Here is a 26,381-nt window from a genome sequence, read left to right on the forward strand (position 1 = left end):
ACGTCACTCGCATACAGGCGGTGTTTCACCTGCTAAGTTTGAGGAAGCGTATTTTTCTGAGTTAGAAACTGTCTAGTGAAAGCTGGGAAGTCCAGTAGCCCTAAACCGATAACTAGCGCCTTAAGTACGCCTAGCTTCATTAACCAATTAACTTTTATATGCATATTCTCCCCTATGAAATATTAGAGCTTCTAAGTTATAAACAGCACAAGATCAGAGCTACTATTTTTAGTATTAACCTTTGGTTTAACTGGAGAAAGCCGACTTTTACCGCTCATCATTTTTTCTAGCCGCTCATCACTTTACACAATTGAATGTCCAAGTCCCCCATTAATATCTGTGCTATCTAAAGGTTTTTCAAAAAAGGCATCTAATGAAAAATATAACAAAATTATTAATCGTTGGTTCATTATTCATCAGCACTTCAGTGTACGCAAAACAAACAGAAGAAAATAAATTAGTATCTCAGGCAAACTTCGGTGGCGTTTACACCAGCATGAATAATTACAGCGGGGGGGGGGGGCTATAAAGCAGCCGTACAAATTAACCTTCTGATAGATATTAATGCTATTACTCCATACAGATATGATATTTCTCTGTGCTTGCTGCAACCTAAAATCGTTACTGATGCAAAAACAGGGCAACTGGTTGAACAAGCGGAGAAGAAAGCAATTACCTACAAAGAGCATTTATACATTGGACATATGCTTGAAAAGCTAAACGACACAGGCAAAGCCTATGCGGTAATTGGCAAAGGTCCACTTTTTAGAAAAGTGTGATGTTGAAGCGATAAAGCGCTTGATTGAGAGTAATGTAGTCGATGCGGTTATTACATTACCAGCAAAAATTATTAATTTTTGCCCATTACCTATGGTGTTGTTAGTGCTAAAAAAAGCTAAATTAACGGATGATGTGCTGTTCATTAATGCCACTGAATTTCAGAAGGAAGAGTCTGGCCGAATAGTAATGGATGATTTAGAGCGATTAGCAGAAGAGTACCGAACAAGGCCAGCGCTAACGCCCTTTAGCTTTACCGTGCCAAATGATGATATTGCTGCAAGCAACCACTCATTGAATGGCCTGAACTACATGACTACTGAAGAGGCAGAACAATATAACTTGGCTGAATTGTCAGTAGGCAGAAAGCAGATCATGAATGCATTGGTGGAAAAACAGGATGAAATCAATAAGCTTTTGAACTCTTAGTTAGCTTAAAATAAGCGCCACAGTTGGATTTCCAACTTTTGAATAGCTCTACCACGGCTTGATTTACTTTATCGCGCAAGTGCATATATCCCTTTAATAATATGAGTAACTAAAAAACGGGTATACAAATATTATCGTCTTGCAAAGTATAACAAAGCTCAGAGTCTGATAATTTTGGAGACTCACCTGTATAGGGATTTTTATACTTCTCAATATTTAGAATTTCAGTCAATAAGTCTTTATTTTCTTGAGTTATTATATTTAAGAGGAGTAAACGAAGGTCTAACTTAAACTTTTCATCATAAAGGTTTAGGATCTTGGGTAAAGCAGTTACTTCTAGATAGGCACCGACAATATTTCGATAATTTTTTATGGTAAACCAAATCAAATTATCCATCTCTTTTCTGGTCTTTTCTGAATGTTTATCTGCTAAATCACTTGCAGCATTAATCCATGCAACCAAGCTTTCTTTCTTCGCATTATCGGGCATCAATTGCAGGCTATAGTAATCAAACATACTATTGAGCGTCATATTTTCTTTATACTTTAACTGGGCCTGAAAGCCATGCAGTGAATAACCTAGATCTTCAGCTCTATCTGCAATGTACTTAAATTGTAATGCCCTTGTTCCTTGTGCAAACATCATTAACCACATCCTATTCATTGATATATCATCATTTGTAAGAGGGCTAAGTGCTTTGTTAAAAATTTCCCAATTAGTGAAACCTTTTTGCTTTAGAGCGATTAATAATGGTTGATAATAAAACTCAAAATTAACAATAGGTATCGCATGAAACACGGCCTCTGAAGCTGTTCTGAGAAATTTTCTATCTAAAGATATTAGTTGTGACAATTGGTTTGCTGCTAACTCCAAGTTGTTGTCTAAGATATGAAAATAAACCTCTATTGCTGCTAATCTTTGAATAGGAACAAGAGAATCCCAGTTAGGCTCAGTTGCTATTGAGTTGAGTGGCATAAAATTAGTAAGCATTGATAAATTACGATATTGCTGAGTCACTGCCGCGAATTGTTCCGTTATTTTTTCAAGTTCTTTTCTATCTTTGGCTGTTTCAGCTAAGCAATTACCTTTATGAAATTCACAAAAAAATTCATCTTCATATACTTCAGGTAACCCTTCAATATCTGGGTATTTTAGTTGCTGAAAGTAATCAAGAGATCCCTTATTAATTTCACCTAATTTTGTTTCGTATATGTCTATAGCTTGTGAAGTAGATATATCGTTAGAAGACGATAAAGCAATTAATCCAATAAATGCATTTTCGTTTAGATCCGTTGGTAATGAATAATATTCTATCCATTTACTAGCCTCAGGGTTCAACTCATCATCACTGTACAAGTGATAAGTGCCAGCAATAATGGCAATTGCTATTAAAAACCCTATTTTAAATTTCTTTATAAAGTCCATTTTAATTAGTGAAAATGTAATAGTAAGTGATAATGACTATACGTTAAATTGCTTAGCAAGCATATATAAAGTAACCTACAACAAGTTGTTTACACTATAAAATTTCAATGGATTTATGAAAATTTTAGTTTTGCTTTTCTTAGTTTTAGGCTTTTCCAGTTACGCTGCCGATGATGATGATGAAATCAGCGTAAATATCGCCAACCTACCCGAAGGCAAACATGTTGTTTTTGAGTGGCAAGGAATGCCTACAATGGTTTTAAAACCAACAAAAGAATGAGCTGATTAATCAATACCCTGTAATCGTTCTACTGGCTGTAAGTCCTATTCGTGGTTGTGCTATAAGGGCAGTTTATGATGACAATGTGCTAGTAGATCCTTGTAGTGGAATTGGCTTTTCATTAGACGGAAAGCCTTTAGATAAAATGAGCGAGTTTTCTTCCCCATTATTTATTCCAAGCTTTGTAATTAAAGATGACTACTTAACCATTAGCACTCCGGAAATTAAGAATGTTATCGACTTTTCTCCAGATATATTGACCTCCAACCAACCTGACAAGCTTAAGCTATTTGATGCCATCTCATGGGACAAACTCGACATAGTAAAAACATTAGTTGAAAAAGATAAAATCCTGCTTTCTGTCAGAGCTAGTGTTGGTTGTAATGTTGTCCACCTAGCAGCGTCTAAATCAAAAGAGTTGTTGTCTTACTAACCTGCGGTAACCTGCGGGGTCAGGTTCGTTGAAATGTCAGCAATGTTTTTTACCTCATTAGCGTCTGATATTTTGAATTCACTTAAGTCTTATTTGTCGGTTCACTTATCGTTAGATAAGACTATGCTAATGTCCGCTAACGTATCTTTGCTGACCTTATTGGATCGTTGATGAGTTACAAATTTTTCTCAGGTGTAACTTAAATATTAAATTTTCTCATCGTGTGATGTATTTCTCATTATGTTTGACGATCCACACAAGCGCTGAGCACTTAACTGAGTTTAAAATTAACGAAACTGTTTACAGCGCAATAAACTGTAGTTAAACCCGGTAAGTCATACAGTTAACCAAAAGTCGATTCTTTGATATAAAAAAAATAATTTAGAGTAAAGGCTTTACTTTTATAGAGTGGTTGCTCTATAATTGCATTGTTCTCTTTAGAACACCTGTTGTATTAATTTTGAATTCTAGCTTCCCCAAGCTAATTATACCGATGACCATTTTTGTCATCGGTTTTTTTCTGCCTAAATTTTGTCTATTTATCTCATTTAATGCCGGAAAATATATTTATTACAATATAATACTCACCTAATAACCTCCATATAAAGCCATAATTTACAATCAGTTATATTGCTAATTTATTTTTTGTTATCGCTATAACTAACCTGAACTCTAAATAATGAGTGCTTGATATTCAGGTGAATCAAAAGCTTAGGTGGCAAGGTAAATGCTTTAGCAAGGTGAACATCACTAATAGACACCATCAATGCTTCATTTTATGCCATTATCTACGTTAAAAGGGAAGATTGAGCTAGTGCTGCTTATCCAGCGTTCAGGTTAACTATTAAGAAACACAAGTAAAATACATTGGTGTTTGCATATTTGGCTTAGTCTGCAAAACTTATCAACAGTAGCCCTTACAACATAAATATTCGCAGTGTCTTTACTCTTTTTTAGTTTTATGAGCTGACTATTTAAGTTGTAAAAATTTATAGTGCGCTTAAATTGACTTCACATCGATACTAATGCGAATTATTTTTTAACTTTCCGGTCTACTCTTAGGCGATGACTTAAAAGGATAGTGTTTGATTGCATGGTTGAATTAAATCATCAAGTTTTCACTACATAACACAAGTTACTAAGGAGATCTTATGTCAAAATATACAAAATCGAGCGACGCTATTGCTGCCTTAACTCCCGAGCAGTATCGTATAACGCAAGAAAATGGTACCGAGCGCCCTTGGACTGGTGAATTACTCGAAAATACCGCCCCTGGTATTTATGTTGATGTAGTTTCTGGAGAGCCTTTGTTTGCTTCAGCTGATAAATTTGATTCCGGTTGCGGTTGGCCAAGTTTTAGTAAACCTATTGAAGCGATCAATGTCAGTGAACTTACCGATGACACCCATGGCATGGTACGTACAGAAGTTCGTTCAGCACATGGTGATAGCCACCTAGGTCATGTATTTCCTGATGGACCTGTGACACAAGGAGGTTTACGTTATTGTATTAACTCTGCTTCACTGAGATTTATTCATCGCGATGATATGATTGCTCAAGGGTATGAAGCGTATTTAGCACAAGTAGAAGGATAAAATATGACCATTGAACGTGCAGTATTAGCTGGTGGTTGCTTTTGGGGTATGCAGGATTTAGTGCGTAGGCTACCCGGTGTAACTGAAACCTCTGCTGGGTATACCGGTGGAAATGTTGAAAATGCGACTTACCGTAATCATGGCGATCACGCAGAAGCGATTGAAATATACTTCGAAAATACTGTGATCGGGTATCGAAAAATTCTCGAATTCTTTTTTCAAATACATGATCCTACTACAGAAAATAGACAAGGTAATGACCAAGGCCGAGAATATCGCTCGGCCATTTATTACACAAGTGCTGAACAAAAAGCGATGGCTGAAAAAACCATTGCTGATGTTAATGCTTCTGGTTTATGGCCCAATGCTGTCGTAACAGAAGTAGATCCTGTTGGTGATTTTTGGCAAGCCGAAGTAGAACATCAAGATTATTTGCAGCGAGTGCCACACGGTTACACTTGTCACTTTCCAAGGCCAGATTGGATATTACCTGAACAGTAGTAGCATAAAAAACGCCTCGATATTTGAGGCGTTTTTTATGAATTTAATTAATCCACTCTAAGGTGATGTAACAACTATTCTTCTGTTAACGGTTCTTCGTCTAATTCATTAAGTGGTTGAATATTTTCATCTTGGAACCATTCGCAAATTACAGCATCAGCTTGAGCTGAACCGGTACGCTTTAATGATGAGAAAGCTTGCACTTTAATATCCGCATTGAGTAGTGCTAATTGTTTTTTAACTGCAAGTACCTGAGCACTAACTTTACCTTGTGACAGTTTATCGCTTTTTGTTAACAAAGCTAAAACCGGTAATTCACCTTCAGCAGCCCATTGAATAAGGTCCATATCAAGATCTTTCAATGGATGTCTAATATCCATTAAGATAACAAGCCCCTTCAAACACTCACGTTTTTCTAAGTATTCGCCTAATGCTTTTTGCCACTTTTTCTTCATTTCCATTGGCACTTTAGCAAAGCCATAACCTGGCAAGTCTACTAAACGCTTGTTTTCGGCTATCTCAAAAATATTAATTAATTGCGTTCGACCCGGTGTTTTACTGGTACGCGCAAGACTTCTTTGATTAGTTAAGGTGTTTAACGCACTTGATTTACCTGCGTTAGAGCGACCCGCAAATGCTACTTCAATACCACTATCTGCGGGTAAACGACGGATATCGGGTGCGCTAATGGTAAAAGTCGCTTTGCTCAGATGAATGGCTGTAGAAGACAAGATTTAGTTCCAACAATATAAATTAAAACCACATTATATCGTTTTTTCACACTAAAGATGCAATTGTATTAGACTTTAGGCAAATTTTTTCGTTAAAAGCCCCTATAAACGACGTTAATAGTGTATCATGTCGCCAATTTTTCGGCTTATTGATAACATTCAATAAAAACACTAAAGCATGTTGAGAGTTTTGTTATGAAACATATTCTAATTTCATTAATTTTAACACTATCAAGTATTAATATTGCTGTGGCTGCATCTGGCGATGCTGATGCAGGTAAAACTAAGGCAGCCACTTGTGCTGCATGTCATGGTTCAAACGGTATTGGTGCTAGTGATAGCTACCCAAATTTGGCTGGCCAACATGCTGACTACATCGTTAAGCAATTAAAAGCTTTTAAAGCTGGCGATCGTAAAGACCCTCTTATGAGTCCAATGGCTGCACCATTATCTGAACAAGATATGGCTGACGTTGCGGCTTATTTTTCTGCTTTACCGCGTGACGGTGGTAGCCAAGATACTGGCTCTGCAGATGCAGGTAGTGCAGTAAGCGCAGCGCCGGTTGCTTATGTGCCTAACCCAGCGGCGGGTAAAAGTTTATATGAATTAGGCGATGCTTCACGAAGCATTGGCGCATGTATTGGTTGTCACGGTAGTGAAGGTAACAGTGAGGTATTAATTTACCCTAACCTAGCTAACCAACACCCAGAATATATTGCTAAGCAATTAATGAACTTTAAAAAGAAAGATCGTGTTAACTACGCAATGAACCAATTTGCTGGTGCAATGACCGAGGATGATATTGCTGACATGCAAGCCTACTTTGCTGACCCAGCCGCTGTAGCCAATGTAGTTTCACGCAAGGTAATGCCGGCAGCACCTGTTACAGCTGAAGTTATTGCTGGTAAAGCTAAAGCTGCTACTTGTGCCGCATGTCATGGCGCTGACGGTAACAGCCCTGTAGCCATTTATCCGAAACTTGCGGGCCAAAGTGCTGACTACATTGTTAAACAATTACAAGAATTTAAAGCCGGTACACGTAAAGACCCAGTTATGGCGCCAATGGCTGCGGCGTTAAGCCAGCAAGACATGGTAGAAATTGCTAGTTACTTTGCTACACAAAAAATTGCTGTAGCTGACTTAGCGGGTTCTGCGGCAGGTAAAAAACTTTATTTTGGTGGTAACGTAAAACGTAAAATCACCGCTTGTGTTGCCTGTCATGGTGTTAACGGGAAAGGCATGAATAAAGCTGGTTTCCCAACTATTGCCGGTCAAAATGAAGCTTACTTAAAAGCCCAATTAATGAAGTTTAAATCAGGTGAGCGTAATAACGATTACAACACTATGATGCAAAGTGTTGCTTCTAAACTTTCAGCAAGCGACATTGATGAGTTAGCTAAATACATGGCATCAATAAAATAAGCTTTGCTAGAAAGCTTAACAAATATGAAGCAGCGTTTATCGCTGCTTTTTTATTGCCTCAAATAAGCTCGATGTTGATCTATTTTACGCTTTAGCAACATTTCGTTGATTTTTTTAACCGCATTATTTCACTCTTATTAAATTCGTGTAGAATGCCAAAGTTATATAGTTAACTATTTTAATAGTAAAAGACTTAACCTATATTCTTATATTAATGACCAGCAGAGACTAAGCTAATGAAAAAAATTATCATGACTGTTTTACTAGGATTAAGTGCAGTAGTTACTGCCAATGCCGCACAAGGTGATGCCGAAGCAGGCAAAGGCAAAACAGCTATGTGTGCTGCTTGTCATGGCCCTGACGGCAATAGTTTAGTTCCTATGTACCCTAAATTAGCGGGACAAAGCGCTAGCTACTTAGTTAAACAGCTTACTGAATTTAAGCTGGGCATGACATCTGCAGGTAAATCAGGCCGTGTCGACCCTGTAATGGGTGGAATGGCAATGGCGCTCAGCGAACAAGATATAGCTGACGTTTCTGCCTTTTATGCTAGCCAAAAAAGCACAGCTGGCAATGGTGTTGCGAATGCTGAAGGTAAAAAACTGTATTTAGGCGGAAATGCCGAAATGGAAGTTACCGCATGTGTAGCTTGTCATGGTATCAACGGTAAAGGCATGCCAAGCGCCGGTTTCCCTGCCCTTGCTAGCCAAAATGCAGAGTACTTAAAAAGTCAGTTAGAGAAATTTCGCAGTGGTGCACGCAACAATGACCTAAATGGCATGATGCAAGGTGTGGCTGCCAATTTAACTGATGAAGAGATTACTGCTTTATCACAATATATGTCGTCGTTAAAGTAATCATGATATAGCTTATTATTAATGAAGCCATTTCATCATTTAATGCCAACAAGTTCGAAGCTAGTTGGCATTAAACATTTAGCAGATGAATTAATTTATCCTAATACTTAAAAGGCGTATTTAAAGCCAACCGTTAATACATCTGTTCCATCATAGCTTTCATACGAGGCTTCAATATTGATGTTGTCATTAATTTTTTTACCAACACCGCCACCAAACCCAAACTCCCAATCATCATCGCTTTTTGAAACACCGTCATAGCTGGTTTTAATATCTAAATTGGCATAAGAAGGCATCGCATATAAGTACACGCCATTATCATAATTGTATTGTGCACGTACTGACAAGGCAGTAAAACGCTTAACGTCTATTTTAACACCGTATAGCTTGTCGTCAGAAACACCAGTACCAAGGCGCAGTTCCGGCATAAAAGAAAATTTACTGCCTTCTTTGGCAAAGTCATATGCAATAGAACCATAAACAACGCCGAGTGAAATTGAATCTCCGTCTTCGCTGTCGGATAAGTTGGCGTAACCTGCACCTGCCAACCAATCAGCAGAGGCAGTTAAAGGTAAAACAAGAACAGAAAGTGCAATAAGTGATTTTTTAAGCACAGTTAACTCCTTTTATTTATTAAAATAGGTTATAAGCCGCGCATGCTAACAAAGGCCATTTTGTTAATCAATTGTTAAAATGTATAATCACTCTATAAAAGGTAACAAAGCATGACTTGGCCAACAAAAAGCTAAAATAAGCACAGACACAGTACAAACTTTCAAGCTATGATCTACACACTTTGCAAATCACAGGCTGATATCATGATAAAAATTATTCCCCCATCACAATTTAAAACCGTGCCATGGAAAAATGGCCAAGGGGAAACTATCGAATTGATCATCAATCCTGGTGGCACTTTAGATAACTTTGATTGGCGTTTAAGTATGGCAAGCGTAGTCGAAGATGGCATTTTTTCGAACTTCCAAGGCTACACCCGTAACTTAATTCTTATTGACGGCGATGGCATAAATTTACAACACAATGACAACAAAATTGATCGTTTAACTAATTTGCTAGACATAGCAACTTTTGATGGTGGCAATAAAACTGTCGGCAATTTACACAGCAATGAAATAACCGATTTCAATGTTATTACGCGTACTTCGCGATGTAACGTTAAGGTGAGTTGTCAGTTGAAAGCGGTTGATTATATGTTGGAAAAAAGCGATTTATGTTTTATTTATAGCTTATTCAATACGGCTGAGTTAACGGTAAGCACAACACAAGAAGTGATCACCTTACCTGCACAGCATTTAATGAAAATAACAGATTTACCCGAAAATTATACTCAGCTCAATGGTCAGTACCTGATTATTGTTTATTTAAGCTATCGCACTTAATACGCAAGTGACATAGCCGGTTGTTAATCGCTATAAATATACTATCTAACTTTTAACTATGATTTTTTCTTTTGTGTGCAGTAATCTGATGGCAGAAAATAAAAATCATACTTACGGCATTACATTGCTCCCCATAACAGTATCTTGGTTTTAGGGAGTAATATAATACTGACAGTATCGGCCTTTACACTAAGGTTTGTTGCACTTTTATTGTCGCCTCTGCCATAGCCTATTGGCTTATATTGAGAAAGCTAACTCCATGTTGTTTAAGTACATTTGGTATATCTAATATTATATAGCAACTCAATTATGAGCTTTCGCGGGTAGTAGAATATTAAAATTCAACACAGCCTAAGGACATTAATATGACATTTAGACACTTTATAACGTTAACGACGCTGCTATTGGTTTTATCGCCATTAGCCAATGCAGAATTTGAGCGCAAAATTGCTATTGATGAAAGCAGTACAAGTAGCCATAGCACTAAAGTTAACGGTAAGTCATTCGACTACACCGCAACTACAGGTACTCAACCGGTTTGGGATGAAGAAGGTAACCCAACGGCTAGCCTATTTTATACTTATTACCAACGCTCAAAAGTAAAAAACAGAGCGGCTCGTCCATTATTGATCTCATTCAATGGCGGTCCTGGCTCTGCGTCAGTTTGGATGCATGTTGCTTATACTGGCCCTAAAGTACTCAATGTTGATAGTGAAGGTTTTCCATTACAGCCTTATGGCGTAAAAACTAATGAGTTTTCTATTTTAGATACTGCTGATATTGTTTTTGTTAACCCAGTTAACACTGGCTATTCTCGTGTTTTACCTAATAAAGACGGCAAGATGCCATCCAAAGCAGAACAAAAGAAAATGTTCTTTGGTGTTAACGCTGATGTTAAATACCTAGCCGACTGGATTAATACTTTTGTCACTCGTCACAACCGCTGGCAGTCACCTAAATACTTGATCGGAGAAAGCTACGGCACCACTCGCGTTTCAGGCTTAGCATTAGAGCTACAATCACGTCAGTGGATGTACCTTAATGGCGTAATTTTAGTATCACCAACGGATATTGGTATCAAACGTGACGGTCCAGTAAAAGCAGCAAACCGCTTACCTTATTTTGCCGCTACCGCTTGGTATCACAAAGCCTTAACTGCTGACTTACAAAGCCGTGACTTATTAGAAATATTACCCGAAATTGAACAGTTCACCCTTAATGAATACTTACCTGCACTGGCTAAAGGTGGCTTTATTGCTGCTGACGAAAAACAGCGAATTGCAGAGCAAGTTTCTCGGTATTCTGGCTTATCAGTACAGGAAGTATTAAGAAATAATTTGGATATTGAAGCGTCTTATTTTTGGAAAGAAATACTACGTAATCGTGAACAAACAGTTGGCCGTTTAGACTCTCGTTATTTAGGTATTGATGAAAAAGTTAGCGGTAGTCGCCCTGATTACAATGCCGAGCTGACCTCATGGTTACACAGCTTTACACCAGCTATTAACTATTACTTACGCGAAGAGCTTAATTACAAAACCGACATTAAATACAATATGTTTGGTAATGTGCACCCTTGGGATAGAAGCAACAACAAAACAGGTGAAAACTTACGTTTAGCTATGGCGCAAAATCCTTATTTGAACGTGATGATCCAATCAGGCTATTACGATGGGGCAACGAATTACTTTGACGCAAAATATACCTTATCACAGCTTGATCCCAGTGGAAAAATGCGTGATAGATTATCGTTTAAAGGCTATAAAAGTGGCCATATGATGTACTTACGTTATCAAGATTTAGAAGCATCTAATCAAGATATTCGTCAGTTTATGAAAGCAACATTACCCAATAAAACTACGCCTGCAAAGTATCACAGCAAGCCGTAAGTTAATGGCTAATACACGTTAGATAAAATATTCATCATGATACGCAAATTATATTAACTGACGAGCGTATCATGACAACTACATTACTCTAACAACTAAACAAGATTATGATTTAAATATAACTTTACAACAAATATAAACTTACACTTACACATATAGGTATGATAAAAACTTTTTAACATACAATTTTGTGTAACACATTTTTACTACTCTGAATTGCTTCTATACTTTCTCCAGTCAAATATGCCGTAGTAATGGCTCCTTCTTTTAATAAACAGATAGCATTTAACAGATCAGGTGATTTAAAATTGAGTTTACTTTGAATAAGCTGGCGAACTTGTTCTTTGTGGTAGCGACAATAATGAGAGATATCACTTTCTTGATTGCTAAATTCTGCTGAAGTATTTATGAAGAAGCATCCTCCAAAGCTACCTAAAGCCTGCTCATTACCATCAAACCAACTTTGTAACGATTCAAATAAACAGTCAATTAACTCATGGTCGCTACCCGGTCTGCTTAGCTTATCTTCCAGCCATTTAATGAAAACTTGGTGCCTTTGGTTTAACACCGCCATAATTAAATCATTTTTTCCATTAAAGTGACTATATAACGTTTTTTTTGCTACTCCCGATACTTTGATAATCTCATTAATACCAATTGAGTTAATGCCTTTGTAGTAAAATAGATCAAGTGCTGTGTTTAGCAGTAATTCTCGCTTCTGATTCATCATAGAGTCCCAAATGGTCATTTTATCTATATATTGACAAAAGTAGAACAACTTGTCTATCATTGACAGTAGACAAGTTGTTCTACTTATTAAGGGTGTATATGAATCGTTATTGGTTATCCATCGTCGCTGGTGTTGGTGCAGCATTCACTATTGGTTTGTTATTGTTAATTGAAGCTAAAATGGCAAATATAGTACTGGTTATGGCTCCATTTGGAGCCAGCGCTGTACTGGTATTTGGTGTAGCAAGTAGCCCTTTGGCTCAACCTAAAAATGTCATTTTGGGGCATTTAATCACTGCATTTATTGGCGTGTTTTTTTACCAATATATAGGCGTAACTCCAGTGACACTCGCAATAGCGACAGGACTAGGCGTTACTAGTATGCTGGTTTCAAAAACAACACACCCACCTGCCGGTGCTAACCCTATTTTGATTATGCTTTCAGGCCAGGGCTGGTTATTTTTGGTGACGCCAGTATTGATCGGCTCTATCATTATTGTCTTCATGGGGAAGGGATTTGAAAAGTTACAACAGCACCACCCTAGCAAAGCGTAATATGAGATAGGTATTTAGATTTAATATCAATATTTTACACAATTATTTACAGACACTTACTACTAAGCCCTATGTAGATAAAAAGAAACGTTTATACGTTCCTTTTTATCTTCAGCCCATTTATATCTCCCTGCTAAAGGGGGTTATAGCGCTAAACTTAACAATAAGGTGATAATGAGCTTTTCAGAAAGCTCATTATCTACTGTTGCTATATTTCGTAGTCAATCACTTCATAACCTAGGGCTTCTAGTTGTGGTTTTAAGGTTTTAGTATCGCCAACCACCACCATTAACATCTCTTTTATATTTAAATGCTTTTGCGCTAAAGCATTAATTTCTTCTTTGCTAATGTTCTTAACAATTTCATTGCGCTGCTTAACAAAGTCAGCGCTAAGATTATGCTCTAAAATTTGCGCTAAGAAACTGAGCTTACTGCCCGGTGTTTCATACTTCAAAGCATCTTTCTGGTTAATTGCGTTGCGCATAAAGGCCAATTCTTCATCACTGATACCCTTATCAGCATAGTGTTGAATTTCTTTCACAAATTCAACAATTGACTTATCCGTAACATCAGCGCGTACTTCAGCACTGGCAGTATATACGCCTGAAAACTTATCACCGTAGAAATAAGAACGTGCACCGTAGGTATAGCCTTTGTCCTCACGTAAATTTAAATTAATGCGACTATTAAATGCGCCACCCAATGGAAAATTCATTAAATAAGCACGATAGTACTCACCCGTCACATCTTGGGTTAATGAACGCTTACCGATGCGAATAGCTGATTGCGCTGCATTATCCTTGTTCACTAAATAAATAACCCCTGTTTTAGCCTTTGACGCAGGTAGATCAAGTGACAGTTTTTTACCTGCACCAGTTAGCGGCTTAAATATCGCTAACGATTGTAAAACACGTGCTTTGGCGAGATCAGATACTAATATTATTTCACTGTCTTTTGGCTTAACTTGTTGCTCATAAAGTGCTTTTACATCAGCCAATTGAATATTATTCAATGACGCTTGCGAACCAGCGCTAGAAATGGCTGCAATGTTATCAGCATGCAGTAATTGACGATAAGCCGTTGATGCTAAATAGCCAGCGTCTTTTTTACCATTAATAGCATCTTGTATTGCGTTGCTTTTATTACGCTGAAATTCATTGCTTAAAAATGCTGGTGCGGTGAGTTTTTCATAAACTAATGCAAGTGTTGCATCCAAGTGCTTGGTTAAGGTGTTTACATTAATCGCTAAATAACTATTACCAGCAGAGATACCCACTGAAGCGCCTAGCTTTTGTAGTTCCTTACTCATATCCTCAGCACTGCGTTTAGTTGTCGACTCATTCAACATGGCAGCCAATAATGATGCGGTTCCCGCTTTATCTTTACTTTCGTAATAGTGACCTGCAGGGATTTTGATCAATATTGAAGTGGTTGGTGTTTCCTTGCTCTGAGTCGCTAAGATTTTAATACCATTAGCAAAGGTTTCTTGCCACATTTTTGGCACATCAACAGCTTTATTCGCCCCTGCTGTTGGCACTATACTGCGATCAAAATCATCTATCGCTTTACGTACTTTTAAGTCGCTATCGGTTGTTTGAACTTGCTCAGGAATAACGCGTGTTGGAGGCGTAAAATTATCTTCAGCGGCAACCAAATGCTTTTGTCCTTTTGGTACCACACTCATGATAACGCCATGCTTATCTTTGATATACTTTTTATAAACACGCATAACATCGGCTTTAGTTACTTCGGCATAACGGGCAATGTCTTGTTCAATATAGTTAGGATCGCCCTTAAAAGTTTCATTGGCCGCTAATTGGCTCACTTTACCTGCCACACTTTGTAAACCAAACACAAAATTAGCTTCCATAGAGGCTTTGGCTTTTATTAAATCATCATCTTCAACACCGCGAGTTTCAAACTCAATTAAGCTGTCGCGAATAACTTTTTCCATATCCGCTAAGGTTTTACCTGAAGCAGGATGCGGTAACGCTAAAAGGTTAAAGCTACAAGCGAGCTCAGCACATGGATGATTGACTGAGGCTTGTACCGCTAATTGATTTTTTACCAAATTTTTATAAAGTAATGATGTTTTACCACCACCTAAAATACTCGACAATAAATCTAAGGGCGCTTCATCTTCATGTCGAACACTTACTGTCGGATAAGACATATAAATTAACGGTAAATGTACATTGTCTTCCATCGAGATATAGCGATCAGCATCGATAGTAAAACTTGGTTTTTCTGGCATTTCCACTTTTGGCCCACGTGGAATACTACCGAAGTACTTATTTACCATGGCTAATGTTTTTTCTACATCAACATCACCACCTATAGTTAAAGTCGCGTTATTTGGACCATACCAGCGTAAAAAAAACGCTTTTAGGTCATTAACATTTACACGATTAAGATCTTCAATATAGCCTATAGTTTGCCATGAATATGGATGGCCTGCGGGGTACATGGCTTCTGCAACGCGCTCACGCAATAAGCCGTAAGGGCGATTGTCGTAGCTTTGGCCACGCTCATTCTTTACCGTCTCACGCTGTATTTCAAACTTCTCTTGAGTTACCGCATCCACTAAGAAGCCCATACGGTCAGCTTCTAACCAGAGCATTTTTTCTAATTGGTTAGCTGGTACGGTTTGAAAATAATTAGTACGATCACTGTTTGTTGTACCATTCATGGTACCACCAGACTCTGTCACTATTTTAAAGTGCTCTTCATCAGCAACATGCTCAGAGCCTTGAAACATCATATGCTCGAAAAAGTGTGCAAATCCTGATTTACCGACTTCTTCACGTCCCGAGCCAACATGATAAGTCATATCAACATGAACTAAGGGATCTGAATTGTCTTGATGCAAAATTAACGTTAGGCCGTTATCAAGCACATACTTTTGATATGGAATAACGGTCTTTCCCTCTTCAGCTTCAACCTGCTCAATAAAAGTCATTCCAGCAACTGTAGACGCTGAAGCGACACTGTCAACCGTATTGGTATTTTCACAAGCCACTAAAAAACTTAGTAATAATGGTAAGGTCCATTTCTTCAAAATATTTTCCTCTATTCAATCATAGGTAATCGTGAACTGAGGGTAATATATCGTTATTAGCCGCAAGTACAATAGCTTAGCGCTTTTCAATGAAAAAATTGTGTAATTAACAGCATTAATAGCCCACACGAACCGTGTAAAGGTTAAGGTGTGTTGAGTTGAGTTGAGTTGAGTAAAGCCATTGTGCGATATAATGGCAAGCAAACTAAAAGTGCGCGACACTCGTTAGTGATTATTTTCTAATTTTCATCATATTATTTATGCGAACCAAATGTATCAATTTTAATTCAAGTAAATTTTAGACAATAAAAAAGCAGCTTTCGCTGCTTCTTAACGTAGTAAGCAAATTACTCTTCTTCAGTTGTTTCAACTGACTCTTCAGCTTGTTCTTGCTCTGCTACTGGTTCGTGACCTTCACCACCACATTGACCACAACATCCCATAATAATTCTCCGCTGTTTAAAGATGCCCTGATCATACGCAATAGAGATAATTCATTATTGATCAAAATCAGTTAAAACTAATTTACTTAAGCTGAATTTATTATTAAAACATGATGGTTGAAGTTTATATTTTTACCGAACACTCATCGCGAGAAACAAGCTCACCATTGCAACACTCAATTTAGCCAATACTGAATCAAATAAATTCGCAGCATCATGTAATAAAATTACATAATTGCGGTTTATAAGAAATTTATATCATATTATTTTCGATGTTTTTTTAAAAGCAAAAAAAAGCCGACAACTAAGTTATCGGCCCATAAGCTATGAGGAAAGCTAGAATGTTCAAATTATTACAACAAGTGTTCGCGTTAGGAACAAAACAATTATAGAGTAATCATTCTAAGTCTGTAAAGCACATCATGTAATTTTTTTACATTTTTTTGTTTTTTAACCTAAAAATCAGCTAAAAACCAAATATAACAATAAAAAAAAGGCCTCTAAAAAGAGGCCTAAAAAAACACATATTATGAAGGGATCACTCAGTGCTATTGAATAAGAGCGGGTGACCGGTGAATAAATTTCATTCAACGACCAAATACTATCCTTTCATTGGTTTTAATCATTAATGCGCTTGTTCCCAGTTATCACCAATGCCTGCCTCAGCAATCAAAGGTACACTCATGGTAATCGCATTATTCATAATATTGACCAAGCTCTCAGTTGTTGCTTCAACAATATCTTGGTGAATTTCAAATATTAATTCATCATGCACTTGCATAGTCATTTTTATTCTCGGATCGTTTTGCTCTAATATCCAAGCGTCTACCGCTAACATGGCTTTTTTAATGATATCTGCTGCTGTACCTTGCATAGGTGCGTTAATTGCAGCTCGTTCAGCTGCTTTTTTTCGCATGGCATTTTTAGCTTTGATATCAGGTAAATAAAGTCGACGACCAAATAAAGTCTCAACATAACCCTTTTCCGTCGCTTTTTGACGGGTGTCTTCCATGTATTGAGACACATTAGGGTAACGTTCAAAGTACTTGTCCATATAAGCTTGTGCTGTATGGCGAGGTACATTCAACTGTTTCGCTAAGCCAAATGCTGACATGCCATAAATTAAGCCAAAGTTAACCGCTTTTGCACTACGGCGCTGATCGCTAGTAACTTCATCAAGCGGTACTGCAAATATCTCTGCCGCTGTGGCTTTATGGACATCTTTGCCTTCTGAGAAAGCCTTAACAAGACCTGGGTCATCGGATAAATGAGCCATGATCCGTAACTCTATTTGCGAGTAGTCAATAGCAACAATTTTATGCTTAGGTGGAGCAATAAAGGCCAAACGAATTTTACGCCCTTCTTCACTACGAATAGGTATATTTTGTAAGTTTGGATCGGTTGAAGATAAACGCCCTGTTGCCGTAACGGCTTGATGATAGGACGTATGAACTCGGTTTGTTTTCGGCACTATCAACAAAGGTAGTTTATCAGTATAAGTAGACTTTAATTTACTTAAACCTCTATTTTCCAGAATAACTTTAGGTAATGGATAGTCTAAAGCCAATTCTTGCAGCACTTCTTCTGCTGTTGAAGGTGCACCTTTTGGCGTTTTCTTGATTACTGGGATCTTTAGCTCTTCAAACAGTATTGTTTGTAATTGCTTAGGTGAGCTTAAATTAAAGCTTTTACCTGCTAAGTTATGTGCCTCTATTTCTAATTCAGATAAACGGGCACCGATTGACTGACTTTGTTGGTCCAACATATCACAATCAATCAGCACACCATGTTGCTCCATCCGAGCTAATACCGGCAGTAATGGCATTTCAATTTCGTTGAATACGGAAAGTTGCGACGCAACTTTAGCAAGCTGAGGGTAAATTGCTTGATGCAACCGCAAAGTAATATCAGCATCTTCAGCAGCATAATGTCCGGCCTTCTCAATCTCAATTTGATTGAAAGTTAATTGCTTAGCGCCCTTACCTGCAATATCTTCAAAATGAACAGTTTTGTAGCCTAAATATTTTTCAGCCAGCGCGTCCATATTGTGGCGCGTCGCAACACTATTAAAACAGTAGGATTCAAGCATGGTATCAAAAGTAATACCTTGCATAACAATGCCATAGTGCGATAGCACATTGGCATCATATTTTAAGTTTTGCCCAACTTTAACCACAGTTTTACTTTCTAATAACGGTTTAAGTTGCTCAAGCACCCAGTTAAGCTCAAGTTGTTCAGGTGCATCAATATAATCATGGCTTAAAGGCACATAAGCGGCTTTGCCTACCTCGATACAAAATGACAAGCCAACTAGCTCAGCTTTCATATAATTAACGCTTGTGGTTTCTGTATCAAAAGCAAACAGTTCAGCGTTTTGCAGCTTTTCAAACCAAGTCATAAAGCTTGCTTTGTCGAGTATGATGTCGTATTCAGCGTCAACAGCAGCAGGTAATTCAGCTACAGCGTCATCACTTTCAGCAACCGTTGCTTCTGCTTTATCACCACCAGTATTTAAGTCTGCTAATAAACGTTTGAGTTCGAATTGTTGATACAGCGATTTGAGTTTTTCAACATCAGCAGCTATCGGCTGTAACTCTGTTACCGTTTTTTCAAGTTCAACATCAAGTCGAATCGTAGCCAGTTCATAAGAAAGCGGTAATTGGGGTAAAGCAGTACGCAAGTTTTCGCCAACCTTACCTTTTACTTCATCGGCATGGGCCATCACTTCCTTTAAACTCGGATGTGCTGTTAACCATTTTACTGCCGTTTTCGGACCACATTTTTCAACACCAGGAATGTTATCGACTTTATCGCCCATTAAGGCAAGATAGTCGATAATCTGGTCAGGGCGAACACCAAACTTTTCGATAACACCCGCTTCATTCATTTCAACATTCGTCATGGTATTAATTAAGCGGACATGTTGATTAACCAACTGCGCCATATCCTTATCACCAGTAGAAATCACTGTTTCCATGCCTAAGGCTGTAGCTTGATGCGATAAGGTACCAATAACATCATCAGCCTCAACCCCTTCAATAACCAGTAAAGGTAAACCCATAGCCGCAATTATTTCATGTAGTGGCGCTATTTGTGAGCGTAAATCATCCGGCATTGGCGGTCGATTAGCTTTATATTCAGGGTACATGTCATTGCGAAAAGTTTTGCCTTTGGCATCAAATACCACAACCACATTACCATTTGGGTAATCTTTTTTCAGGCTTCTGATCATATTCAACACACCGGTAATTGCTCCGGTAGGTTGACCGTCTGATGTCGACAAAGCTTGTAAATAGGGTACGTGATATGCGCGGAATAAATAAGATGAACCATCGACTAAAATTAGCGGTGATTGGTCAGAAGTTGGCATGGTAATTTTTTAACTGGGAGAAAGATTTGCTAAGCATGCCATAATCAGCAAATTCTCTCTAGCAATTCATTTAAATTAGTCCCATCAATTAATCACAACTGTGGATAAGTATGTTGAAAAACATGGTAAAAAACCATAAAGATCTGGCGAACTTTACGGCAAGAGTTGATTAAGTAATTGTAATCACTAAAAAAAGGTAAGACTAAAATCCTTTTCACATATTTATTATTATTTTTTTATTATGTGGATAAATAAATACACATGCTCAAACTTTGCTGCTCAATTAACGAGCAACTTAAATAAGCGAGCTAAGAGATTACCAGAAAATCACATCATTACCAGACAATTGTTAAACTATTTTTACCGTTTTATGATGCCTAGAAATAACAAAAAAACATAAGCTACATTTGGTAAGGGCTAGCTTAATTTTGCCATGGCATTTTTATTAAATTTAAATTTTTTATTGGCAGTGAATTGAATAAAAATGAATACTCATGAAGCCTAATGTACGATATTTTGCCAATTGCTATCATTAAAGTATCTTGGGTATTCTTGCAGTGCTTGCAGCACGATAACAGCACCCGACTTTTTGTTCTCGCCACTTTTCATTAAGTCATTACCTTGCATTATTTTTGCAAGCAACAAGTGCAGCTGCGCATCTGCTTGAGGCGCTAGTTGGCAGTTTTCGAATATAAAGTTCAGCTGTTTATCGACCGCTGATGCTAGAACGGCAAATTGATCATGAGAAAATTTATTATAATGAATAGCATCAAGGTTTAGCAGTAATTGCTGTTGAATGTTGACCATACCCGTGTGCAAACTCTGATCAATTTGCCATTTGGCACCTTGGTTTAACTGTAATACTTGTGGGCTATTATGATGGTGTTGATGTTCTTCGGCAGCGGTTGAATAACTTAATAAACAATTAAAAACTATCGCGGTAATTGGTAAATAACGTGAAAACTGCATTTTTTACACTCGTATATTGTGCTTAGCTAGTTTTATTTATTCTACAAGCTAGCACTAGAGTCACAAGCGTAACAAACAGAAAAGTGCCTGAAAGCAAGTTTAGATCAATTAATCGCTTTCCTCCTCCCCTCAATATGCGAGTTCGCTGCACTATGCTGGTTGAAATCGCATAGACATCAATACATGTGGCTGACTTAATCAACAGCGATAAAACAACTGCTGCCGACATTTTTCTTGCCAGCTAACACTTGTCTTAAATAATGGTTATTCGAATGGCATAAGTAAGGTTTTTATTGCTGGTCGAAGCGCAATCAATACCGTTTCTTCTGTTAATTCAGGATAAAGTACTTTTCTTAACAATAAACCCGCCATCACCGAAAAAATGACATTAATTCGACTTTCTAACTCGATAGCAGAAATTTCTTTAATGACACTTCGCTCGCTCATCAATAACTGACGCATTCTATTACGTGCTTTTGTGTCAGCATCTCGTAACAAGGTCGCAACTTTATTATTGCGCCCTGCCTCTGCTAACATTTCTAAATCAACCGCACACTCTCCTGTGTCCATATGTCGTTGCACGCCAACATTCAACCCATTAAGCAGAACCGTTAAAATATCACCTGGCTGCTCTTCAAACTCTTGAAATATTGAGAACATTTCTTCCATGTCTTTCTCAATAATGCTTTCTATAATCGCTTCTTTGCTGTCAAAGTAGTTATAAATATGCCCGGCACTCATCCCAGCTGTTTTTGATATTTCAGCCATACCAGCACCATGAAAGCCTTTACGACGAAAACACTCTGCTGCTGCAGTAAGCACTTGATTACGTCGTGCTTCAGCTAATGCTGGATCTATATGTCTTTTATTTTTTGGTTTCATCTTTAACTCCACTACTAGGCCTTTTACTTAGATAAGTACGGTGAATTTCTACACCGTACTTGCTATGTTATTTAGGCTCTTGAGTCGGTTGTTCGGTCGTGCTACTCCAGCCACCACCGAGCACTTTATATAAATTAATTTGGCTAGCAAGATATGCCTGCTGGCCACTAATTAACTCTTGCTGTGCGCCATACCAAGTTCGTTGTGCATCCAATACTTGTAGATAACTGTCAGCACCTTTTTTGTAACGCATGCTTGATAACTCAAAGGTTTTTTTCCGGCTATTTATCAACAGTTCAAGCGCGCTAAGTTGCTCTTGATAGCCTTCTCTATCAGCAAGTGCGTCAGCGACTTCTCGAAAGGCACCTTGAATTTTTTGTTGATAAGTTGCCACAGCAATTTCTTGCTCTGCTTCAGCAACGTCAAGGTTCGCCTGGTTACGCCCCATGTTAAAAATAGGTAAGTTAATTGACGGCACAAAACTCCATGAACCTGAACCTGAATCAAACAGTCCGCTTAAATCACTAGACGCAGATCCTGCATTAGCCGTTAAACTAATACTGGGATAAAATGCCGCACGAGCAATACCAATGTTCGCATTTGCAGCCAGTAATAGGTGCTCAGCGGCTTTGATATCAGGGCGTTGCGACAATAGATCAGAAGGTAAACCAACCGGCACTTCTGGCATAGTAAGCAGGCTCTCTAAGTCTGCGCTTGGCAGCAAGTTCGCTGGAACAGGCTTACCGACTAATAAATCAAGCGCGTTTTTATCGCGTTTCAGTAGCCGCTTATACCTTGCAATATCAACTTTCGCAGTAGCCACTGTACTTTTAAGTTGCTCAAGTGTAATTAAAGACGCTGCGCCTAAATCAAAGCTTTTCTGTGTAAGCGAAAGTGAGGTTTGTTGTGAGGCCAGTGTTTCATTTGCTAATGCCAGAAGTTGTAGGTCTGTTGCATAATTAAGCCATGCATTGGCAAGCTCCGAAACTAACGAAACTTGTGTGCTATATTGACTAAGCTCAGTCGAGTACAAATTTTGCAGTGCCTGCGCTGACTGATTACGTACCTTGCCCCAAATATCTAACTCGTATGAGGTAATACCAACTGTGGCGCCATATTGTGAACTAATAGCCGCACTACCAGTGCTTGATAAGTCAGCAGGTAAACGCTGGCGTGTACCGCTGGCATTCAAATCCAGTGACGGATATAACGCTGAATCTTCAATCTGATACATACCACGTACTCGTTGAACATTAAGCACGGCAATTTGCAGATCCTTATTGTGCTCAAGACTTTGTGCTATTAAGGTTTGTAATTTGTCATCATTAAAAAATTGCTGCCAATTTAGCTGGGCTGCACTGGTTTTCACCTCGGTTGAGCTATATGCATCAGGAACAGGTAACGTTAACGTTGGTTGTGTGGGGGCTAACTGACAACCACTTAAAATAACTAAAGTGATGGCACTTAAGCTTAATGATTTTAAACTCGTTATGTTCATTATTCAGCGCCCTCAACAGCAGTCTTAGCTTTACCTGGAAAGATTCTACGCACAATCACGAAAAACATTGGCACGAAAACGACCACTAAAATAGATGACGCAAGTGTGCCACCAATAATTGAGATACCTAGTGCATTTTGTGCGCCAGAGCCTGCACTTGAAGCAATAGCTAACGGTAAAACACCACAAATAAAGGCCATTGACGTCATTAATATTGGTCGTAAGCGTAAACGCACAGCGGCTATTGCTGCATCAACTAATGCTAAACCCTCGTCCATTTTATGAATAGCAAACTCAACAATTAATATCGCATTTTTCGATGCAAGCCCTATGGTCGTTAATAAACCTACTTGTAAGTAAATATCATTCGATAAACCACCACCAAGTGCTGCCATAATGGCACCAAAGATACCTAATGGCACAATGAGCATAACCGCAAATGGCACAGACCAACTTTCATATAGCGCAGCTAAACATAAAAATACAAACAGTAATGACAATCCATACAGCAGTGGTGCTTGGCCACTACTTGAGCGTTCTTGAAACGAAATACCGGTCCATTCTGAAGCAATACCATTTGGCAACTGCTTAACTAAACGCTCCATTTCATCCATTGCTTGACCAGTACTGTATCCAGGCGCTGCACTGCCTTGAATTTCCATTGCTGAAAAGCCATTATAGCGCTCTAAGCGTGGTGAACCGTAGGTCCAGAATGAACTAGCAAAAGCTGAAAAAGGTACCATGTCACCGTTAACATTGCGTACATACCATTTATTAAGATCTTCAGGCACCATACGTGATTGCGCATCACCTTGCAGGTACACTTTTTTCACACGACCACGGTCAATAAAGTCATTAACATAACTACTCCCCCAAGCCGTAGCGAGTGTACTATTAATGTCGCTCTGCGAAACCCCGAGTGCCTCAGCCTTAGCCAAATCGATATCCAATTGTAGTTCCGGCATATCTTCTTGGCCGTTTGGACGTACACCTGCCAAAATTGGGCTTTGGCTCGCCATACCCAATAGCTGATTTCGTGCTGCTAACAATGCATCATGACCTAAGCCAACACGGTCTTGTAGAAACACGTTAAAACCATTCGCCGTGCCTAACTCAACAATTGCCGGTGGTGGAAAAGCAAATACAAATGCTTCTTTAATAGTAGAGAAATACCCCATTGCTTTACCAGCGACTGCCTGCACGGATAAATCATCGCGCTGACGTTCATCCCAATGCTTAAAATTAACAAAACCAATGGCAGAGTTCTGACCTGAGCCAGCAAAACTAAAACCAGTAACAGTGAAAATACCGTTAACCGCCTCCGATTGATCGTTTAAGTAATGGTGTTCAACTTTTTTAACCACCTCTAATGTTTCTTGTGTTGTTGAACCCGCTGGCAACGATATTTGGTTAAATAAAATTCCTTGGTCTTCGTCAGGCAAGAATGCTGCTGGCAAGCTCGAAAATACATACACCATGCCGCCAACAATAACGCCATAAATAAGCAAGTAGCGTTTTGAATGAGTGATCATGCGACTAACAAAACTTTGAGCGCCCGCGTTAGTTTTATCAAAACCTCGGTTAAAGCCAGAAAAAAACTTACCTATTAGCGAACTATCAGTATGCACATGGCTAGGCTTTAACAAAGTAGCACACAATGCTGGCGTTAAAATAAGCGCCACCAAAACAGACAAGCCCATTGCAGATACCAGTGTTATCGAAAATTGACGATAAATAATGCCGGTTGAACCGCTGAAAAAGGCCATTGGTATAAATACCGCTGACAGCACCATCGCAATGCCCACTAAAGCACCTTTAATTTCATCCATTGATTTACGCGTTGCGGCAAGTGCTGAGAGCTTTTCTTCGGTCATCAAACGCTCAACGTTTTCTACCACAACAATAGCATCATCAACCAATAAACCAATAGCTAATACCATGGCAAACATAGTTAAAGTATTAATTGAGTAACCAAAAGCAAACAAAATACCAAAGGTACCTAGCAACACCACGGGTACGGCAATAGTGGGTATAAGCGTTGCTCTAAAGTTTTGTAAAAACAGATACATAACTACAAAAACTAAAATAACTGCTTCAATTAACGTATGTACTACCTTTTCAATAGATAACGATACAAACGGTGTTGTGTCGTAAGGCACTACAACATCTAAACCTTCAGGAAAAAACGGTTTTAACTCTTCAATTGCCGCCTTAACCCCTGCAGCTGCGTCTAATGCGTTAGCACCACTGGCAAGTTTAATACCAAGCCCTGAAGCGGGTTTACCATCATAACGGGCAACAACGCGATAGCTTTCGCCACCAAGTTCAACACGAGCAACATCTGCAAGGCGAACAAATGAACCATCTGTATTAGTTTTTACTAAAATTTGCTCAAACTGCTCAGCTGTTTGCAAGCGACTTTGTGCAGTTACCGTTGCATTTAATTGCTGACCTGCGATTGCTGGCATACCGCCTAACTGACCAGCCGAAACTTGCGCGTTTTGCGCGCTAATTGCCGCACTAATATCTGCAGGTGTTAACTTATAATTTTGTAATTTTGCAGGGTCTAACCAAACTCGCATAGCGTATTGTGAGCCAAATAACTGCACTTCACCTATGCCTTCAACACGCGAAACAATATCTTGCACATTCGATGAGACATAATCGCCAATGTCGATATTTGTCATGCTGCCATCTTTTGACACAAAACCTAATACCATTAAAAAGTTACGCGCTGACTTTGCAACCGTAACACCTTGTCTTTGTACTTCTTCAGGCAACAGTGGCGTTGCAGTTGCCAGCTTATTTTGTACTTGTACCTGCGCTATATCAGGGTCTGTTTCAGCACTAAATGAAAGCGTCAGCGTAGCAGAGCCGCTCGACTCAGATGTTGACGACATATAAAGTAAGCCGTCAAGGCCTTTCATTTTTTGCTCTATGACCTGAGTAACCGTATCTTCAAGCGTACGGGCTGAGGCACCTGGATATGTTGCAGTAATACTAATTGCAGGTGGCGCAATTGACGGGTACTGAGCAATAGGTAAGCTTTGAATCGCTAAAATACCTGCTAGCATCACTACTATTGCCAATACCCAGGCAAAAATGGGTCTGTCGATAAAAAATCGTGACATTAAAACTCT

General features: G+C 38.6%; 22 protein-coding genes. 12 read left to right on the forward strand and 10 right to left on the reverse strand.

The genetic code is table 11. The features are described from left to right. Positions 1–373: 373 nt before the first annotated feature. The 3 genes from B0169_RS19295 to B0169_RS17585 all read left to right on the forward strand — a co-directional run bounded on the left by B0169_RS19295 (position 374) and on the right by B0169_RS17585 (position 1,206). Positions 374–529 carry a hypothetical protein gene (locus B0169_RS19295; protein WP_158077118.1) on the forward strand — a complete coding sequence of 52 codons (156 nt, stop codon included), beginning with the start codon at positions 374–376 and terminating at the stop codon, positions 527–529. Positions 530–602: 73 nt separating this feature from the next. Continuing rightward, positions 603–779 carry a hypothetical protein gene (locus B0169_RS19300; protein WP_158077119.1) on the forward strand — a complete coding sequence of 59 codons (177 nt, stop codon included), beginning with the start codon at positions 603–605 and terminating at the stop codon, positions 777–779. Next, on the forward strand, positions 748–1,206 hold the full coding sequence (locus B0169_RS17585) for an N-6 DNA methylase (RefSeq protein ID WP_077288219.1): 459 nt from the start codon (positions 748–750) through the stop codon (positions 1,204–1,206). The genes B0169_RS19300 and B0169_RS17585 overlap by 32 nt, the downstream gene beginning before the upstream one ends. 109 nt (positions 1,207–1,315) lie before the next feature. Here B0169_RS17585 and B0169_RS17590 read toward each other — a convergent pair whose 3' ends face one another. Beyond that, on the reverse strand, positions 1,316–2,632 hold the full coding sequence (locus tag B0169_RS17590; RefSeq protein WP_077288220.1) for a hypothetical protein: 1,317 nt from the start codon (positions 2,630–2,632) through the stop codon (positions 1,316–1,318). A gap of 115 nt (positions 2,633–2,747) precedes the next feature. On the opposite strand from B0169_RS17590, the gene B0169_RS19305 reads away from it, so the two are divergent. The 4 genes from B0169_RS19305 (at position 2,748) to msrA (ending at position 5,441) form a co-directional block, all read left to right on the forward strand. Continuing rightward, positions 2,748–2,912: a Rieske (2Fe-2S) protein gene (locus B0169_RS19305; protein WP_158077120.1), complete on the forward strand. Its 165-nt coding sequence runs from the start codon at positions 2,748–2,750 to the stop codon at positions 2,910–2,912. Positions 2,913–2,997: 85 nt separating this feature from the next. Further along, positions 2,998–3,345 carry a hypothetical protein gene (locus tag B0169_RS17595; protein WP_077288221.1) on the forward strand — a complete coding sequence of 116 codons (348 nt, stop codon included), beginning with the start codon at positions 2,998–3,000 and terminating at the stop codon, positions 3,343–3,345. Positions 3,346–4,496: 1,151 nt separating this feature from the next. Further along, positions 4,497–4,940 (forward strand): peptide-methionine (R)-S-oxide reductase MsrB, encoded by a 444-nt coding sequence (gene msrB, locus B0169_RS17600; RefSeq protein ID WP_077288222.1) that lies wholly within the window; start codon positions 4,497–4,499, stop codon positions 4,938–4,940. A gap of 3 nt (positions 4,941–4,943) precedes the next feature. Then, entirely contained in the window at positions 4,944–5,441 is a 498-nt protein-coding gene (gene msrA, locus B0169_RS17605; protein WP_077288223.1) for a peptide-methionine (S)-S-oxide reductase MsrA, read from the forward strand. Positions 5,442–5,515: 74 nt separating this feature from the next. On the opposite strand, the gene yihA is transcribed toward msrA, so the two are convergent. Beyond that, positions 5,516–6,172, reverse strand: coding sequence for a ribosome biogenesis GTP-binding protein YihA/YsxC (gene yihA, locus B0169_RS17610; RefSeq protein ID WP_077288224.1), 657 nt, complete (start codon positions 6,170–6,172; stop codon positions 5,516–5,518). Positions 6,173–6,367: 195 nt separating this feature from the next. Here yihA and B0169_RS19165 point away from each other — a divergent pair, with 195 nt between their 5' ends. After that, entirely contained in the window at positions 6,368–7,594 is a 1,227-nt protein-coding gene (locus B0169_RS19165) for a c-type cytochrome (protein WP_143323593.1), read from the forward strand. Between the two features lie 236 nt (positions 7,595–7,830). Beyond that, complete coding sequence (locus tag B0169_RS17625) at positions 7,831–8,451, forward strand: c-type cytochrome (RefSeq protein ID WP_077288225.1); 621 nt, start codon at positions 7,831–7,833, stop codon at positions 8,449–8,451. 107 nt (positions 8,452–8,558) lie between these two features. Here the strand turns inward: B0169_RS17625 and B0169_RS17630 are convergent, their stop codons facing one another. Beyond that, complete coding sequence (locus B0169_RS17630) at positions 8,559–9,065, reverse strand: outer membrane beta-barrel protein (protein ID WP_077288226.1); 507 nt, start codon at positions 9,063–9,065, stop codon at positions 8,559–8,561. 204 nt (positions 9,066–9,269) lie between these two features. Here B0169_RS17630 and B0169_RS17635 point away from each other — a divergent pair, with 204 nt between their 5' ends. Further along, complete coding sequence (locus B0169_RS17635; protein WP_158077121.1) at positions 9,270–9,848, forward strand: HutD/Ves family protein; 579 nt, start codon at positions 9,270–9,272, stop codon at positions 9,846–9,848. A 365-nt stretch (positions 9,849–10,213) separates the two neighbouring features. Then, a complete protein-coding gene (locus B0169_RS17640) occupies positions 10,214–11,737 on the forward strand; it encodes a S10 family peptidase (protein ID WP_077288228.1) in 1,524 nt (507 codons plus the stop codon). Positions 11,738–11,912: 175 nt separating this feature from the next. On the opposite strand, the gene B0169_RS17645 is transcribed toward B0169_RS17640, so the two are convergent. Next, positions 11,913–12,485, reverse strand: a complete 573-nt coding sequence (locus tag B0169_RS17645; protein WP_235838625.1) for a TetR/AcrR family transcriptional regulator — start codon at positions 12,483–12,485, stop codon at positions 11,913–11,915. Between the two features lie 80 nt (positions 12,486–12,565). Between B0169_RS17645 and B0169_RS17650 the strand changes: the two genes are divergently transcribed. Next, positions 12,566–13,021, forward strand: a complete 456-nt coding sequence (locus B0169_RS17650) for an HPP family protein (protein ID WP_077288230.1) — start codon at positions 12,566–12,568, stop codon at positions 13,019–13,021. 208 nt (positions 13,022–13,229) lie between these two features. On the opposite strand, the gene B0169_RS17655 is transcribed toward B0169_RS17650, so the two are convergent. From B0169_RS17655 to B0169_RS17680, 6 genes are all read right to left on the reverse strand, one after another. Continuing rightward, on the reverse strand, positions 13,230–16,079 hold the full coding sequence (locus B0169_RS17655; protein ID WP_235838626.1) for a M16 family metallopeptidase: 2,850 nt from the start codon (positions 16,077–16,079) through the stop codon (positions 13,230–13,232). 1,068 nt (positions 16,080–17,147) lie between these two features. Continuing rightward, positions 17,148–19,892, reverse strand: a complete 2,745-nt coding sequence (gene polA / locus B0169_RS17660; RefSeq protein ID WP_077288231.1) for a DNA polymerase I — start codon at positions 19,890–19,892, stop codon at positions 17,148–17,150. Between the two features lie 501 nt (positions 19,893–20,393). After that, positions 20,394–20,861, reverse strand: coding sequence for a hypothetical protein (locus B0169_RS17665; protein ID WP_077288232.1), 468 nt, complete (start codon positions 20,859–20,861; stop codon positions 20,394–20,396). A 264-nt stretch (positions 20,862–21,125) separates the two neighbouring features. Then, complete coding sequence (locus B0169_RS17670; protein ID WP_077288233.1) at positions 21,126–21,743, reverse strand: TetR/AcrR family transcriptional regulator; 618 nt, start codon at positions 21,741–21,743, stop codon at positions 21,126–21,128. 67 nt (positions 21,744–21,810) lie between these two features. Continuing rightward, entirely contained in the window at positions 21,811–23,241 is a 1,431-nt protein-coding gene (locus tag B0169_RS17675) for an efflux transporter outer membrane subunit (RefSeq protein ID WP_077288234.1), read from the reverse strand. Continuing rightward, positions 23,241–26,372 carry an efflux RND transporter permease subunit gene (locus B0169_RS17680; RefSeq protein WP_077288235.1) on the reverse strand — a complete coding sequence of 1,044 codons (3,132 nt, stop codon included), beginning with the start codon at positions 26,370–26,372 and terminating at the stop codon, positions 23,241–23,243. Before B0169_RS17680 ends, B0169_RS17675 begins: the two co-directional genes overlap by 1 nt. Between the last annotated feature and the right edge of the window lie 9 nt (positions 26,373–26,381).

It is taken from the genome of Cognaticolwellia aestuarii (assembly GCF_002000025.1).
In the GTDB taxonomy this organism is placed as follows: Bacteria; Pseudomonadota; Gammaproteobacteria; order Enterobacterales; family Alteromonadaceae; genus Cognaticolwellia; species Cognaticolwellia aestuarii.

Bases quoted from the DNA above. Each gene is read 5' to 3' on its own strand.
- B0169_RS17670 (WP_077288233.1), bottom strand. From the start codon at position 21,743: ATGAAACCAAAAAATAAAAGACATATAGATCCAGCATTAGCTGAAGCA.
- B0169_RS17650 (WP_077288230.1), top strand. From the start codon at position 12,566: ATGAATCGTTATTGGTTATCCATCGTCGCTGGTGTTGGTGCAGCATTC.
- B0169_RS17675 (WP_077288234.1), bottom strand. From the start codon at position 23,241: ATGAACATAACGAGTTTAAAATCATTAAGCTTAAGTGCCATCACTTTA.
- B0169_RS17590 (WP_077288220.1), bottom strand. From the start codon at position 2,632: ATGGACTTTATAAAGAAATTTAAAATAGGGTTTTTAATAGCAATTGCC.
- B0169_RS17625 (WP_077288225.1), top strand. From the start codon at position 7,831: ATGAAAAAAATTATCATGACTGTTTTACTAGGATTAAGTGCAGTAGTT.
- B0169_RS17665 (WP_077288232.1), bottom strand. From the start codon at position 20,861: ATGCAGTTTTCACGTTATTTACCAATTACCGCGATAGTTTTTAATTGT.
- B0169_RS19165 (WP_143323593.1), top strand. From the start codon at position 6,368: ATGAAACATATTCTAATTTCATTAATTTTAACACTATCAAGTATTAAT.
- B0169_RS17640 (WP_077288228.1), top strand. From the start codon at position 10,214: ATGACATTTAGACACTTTATAACGTTAACGACGCTGCTATTGGTTTTA.
- B0169_RS17645 (WP_235838625.1), bottom strand. From the start codon at position 12,485: ATGACCATTTGGGACTCTATGATGAATCAGAAGCGAGAATTACTGCTA.
- msrB (WP_077288222.1), top strand. From the start codon at position 4,497: ATGTCAAAATATACAAAATCGAGCGACGCTATTGCTGCCTTAACTCCC.
- polA (WP_077288231.1), bottom strand. From the start codon at position 19,892: ATGCCAACTTCTGACCAATCACCGCTAATTTTAGTCGATGGTTCATCT.
- B0169_RS17680 (WP_077288235.1), bottom strand. From the start codon at position 26,372: ATGTCACGATTTTTTATCGACAGACCCATTTTTGCCTGGGTATTGGCA.
- B0169_RS17635 (WP_158077121.1), top strand. From the start codon at position 9,270: ATGATAAAAATTATTCCCCCATCACAATTTAAAACCGTGCCATGGAAA.
- B0169_RS19295 (WP_158077118.1), top strand. From the start codon at position 374: ATGAAAAATATAACAAAATTATTAATCGTTGGTTCATTATTCATCAGC.
- msrA (WP_077288223.1), top strand. From the start codon at position 4,944: ATGACCATTGAACGTGCAGTATTAGCTGGTGGTTGCTTTTGGGGTATG.
- B0169_RS19305 (WP_158077120.1), top strand. From the start codon at position 2,748: ATGAAAATTTTAGTTTTGCTTTTCTTAGTTTTAGGCTTTTCCAGTTAC.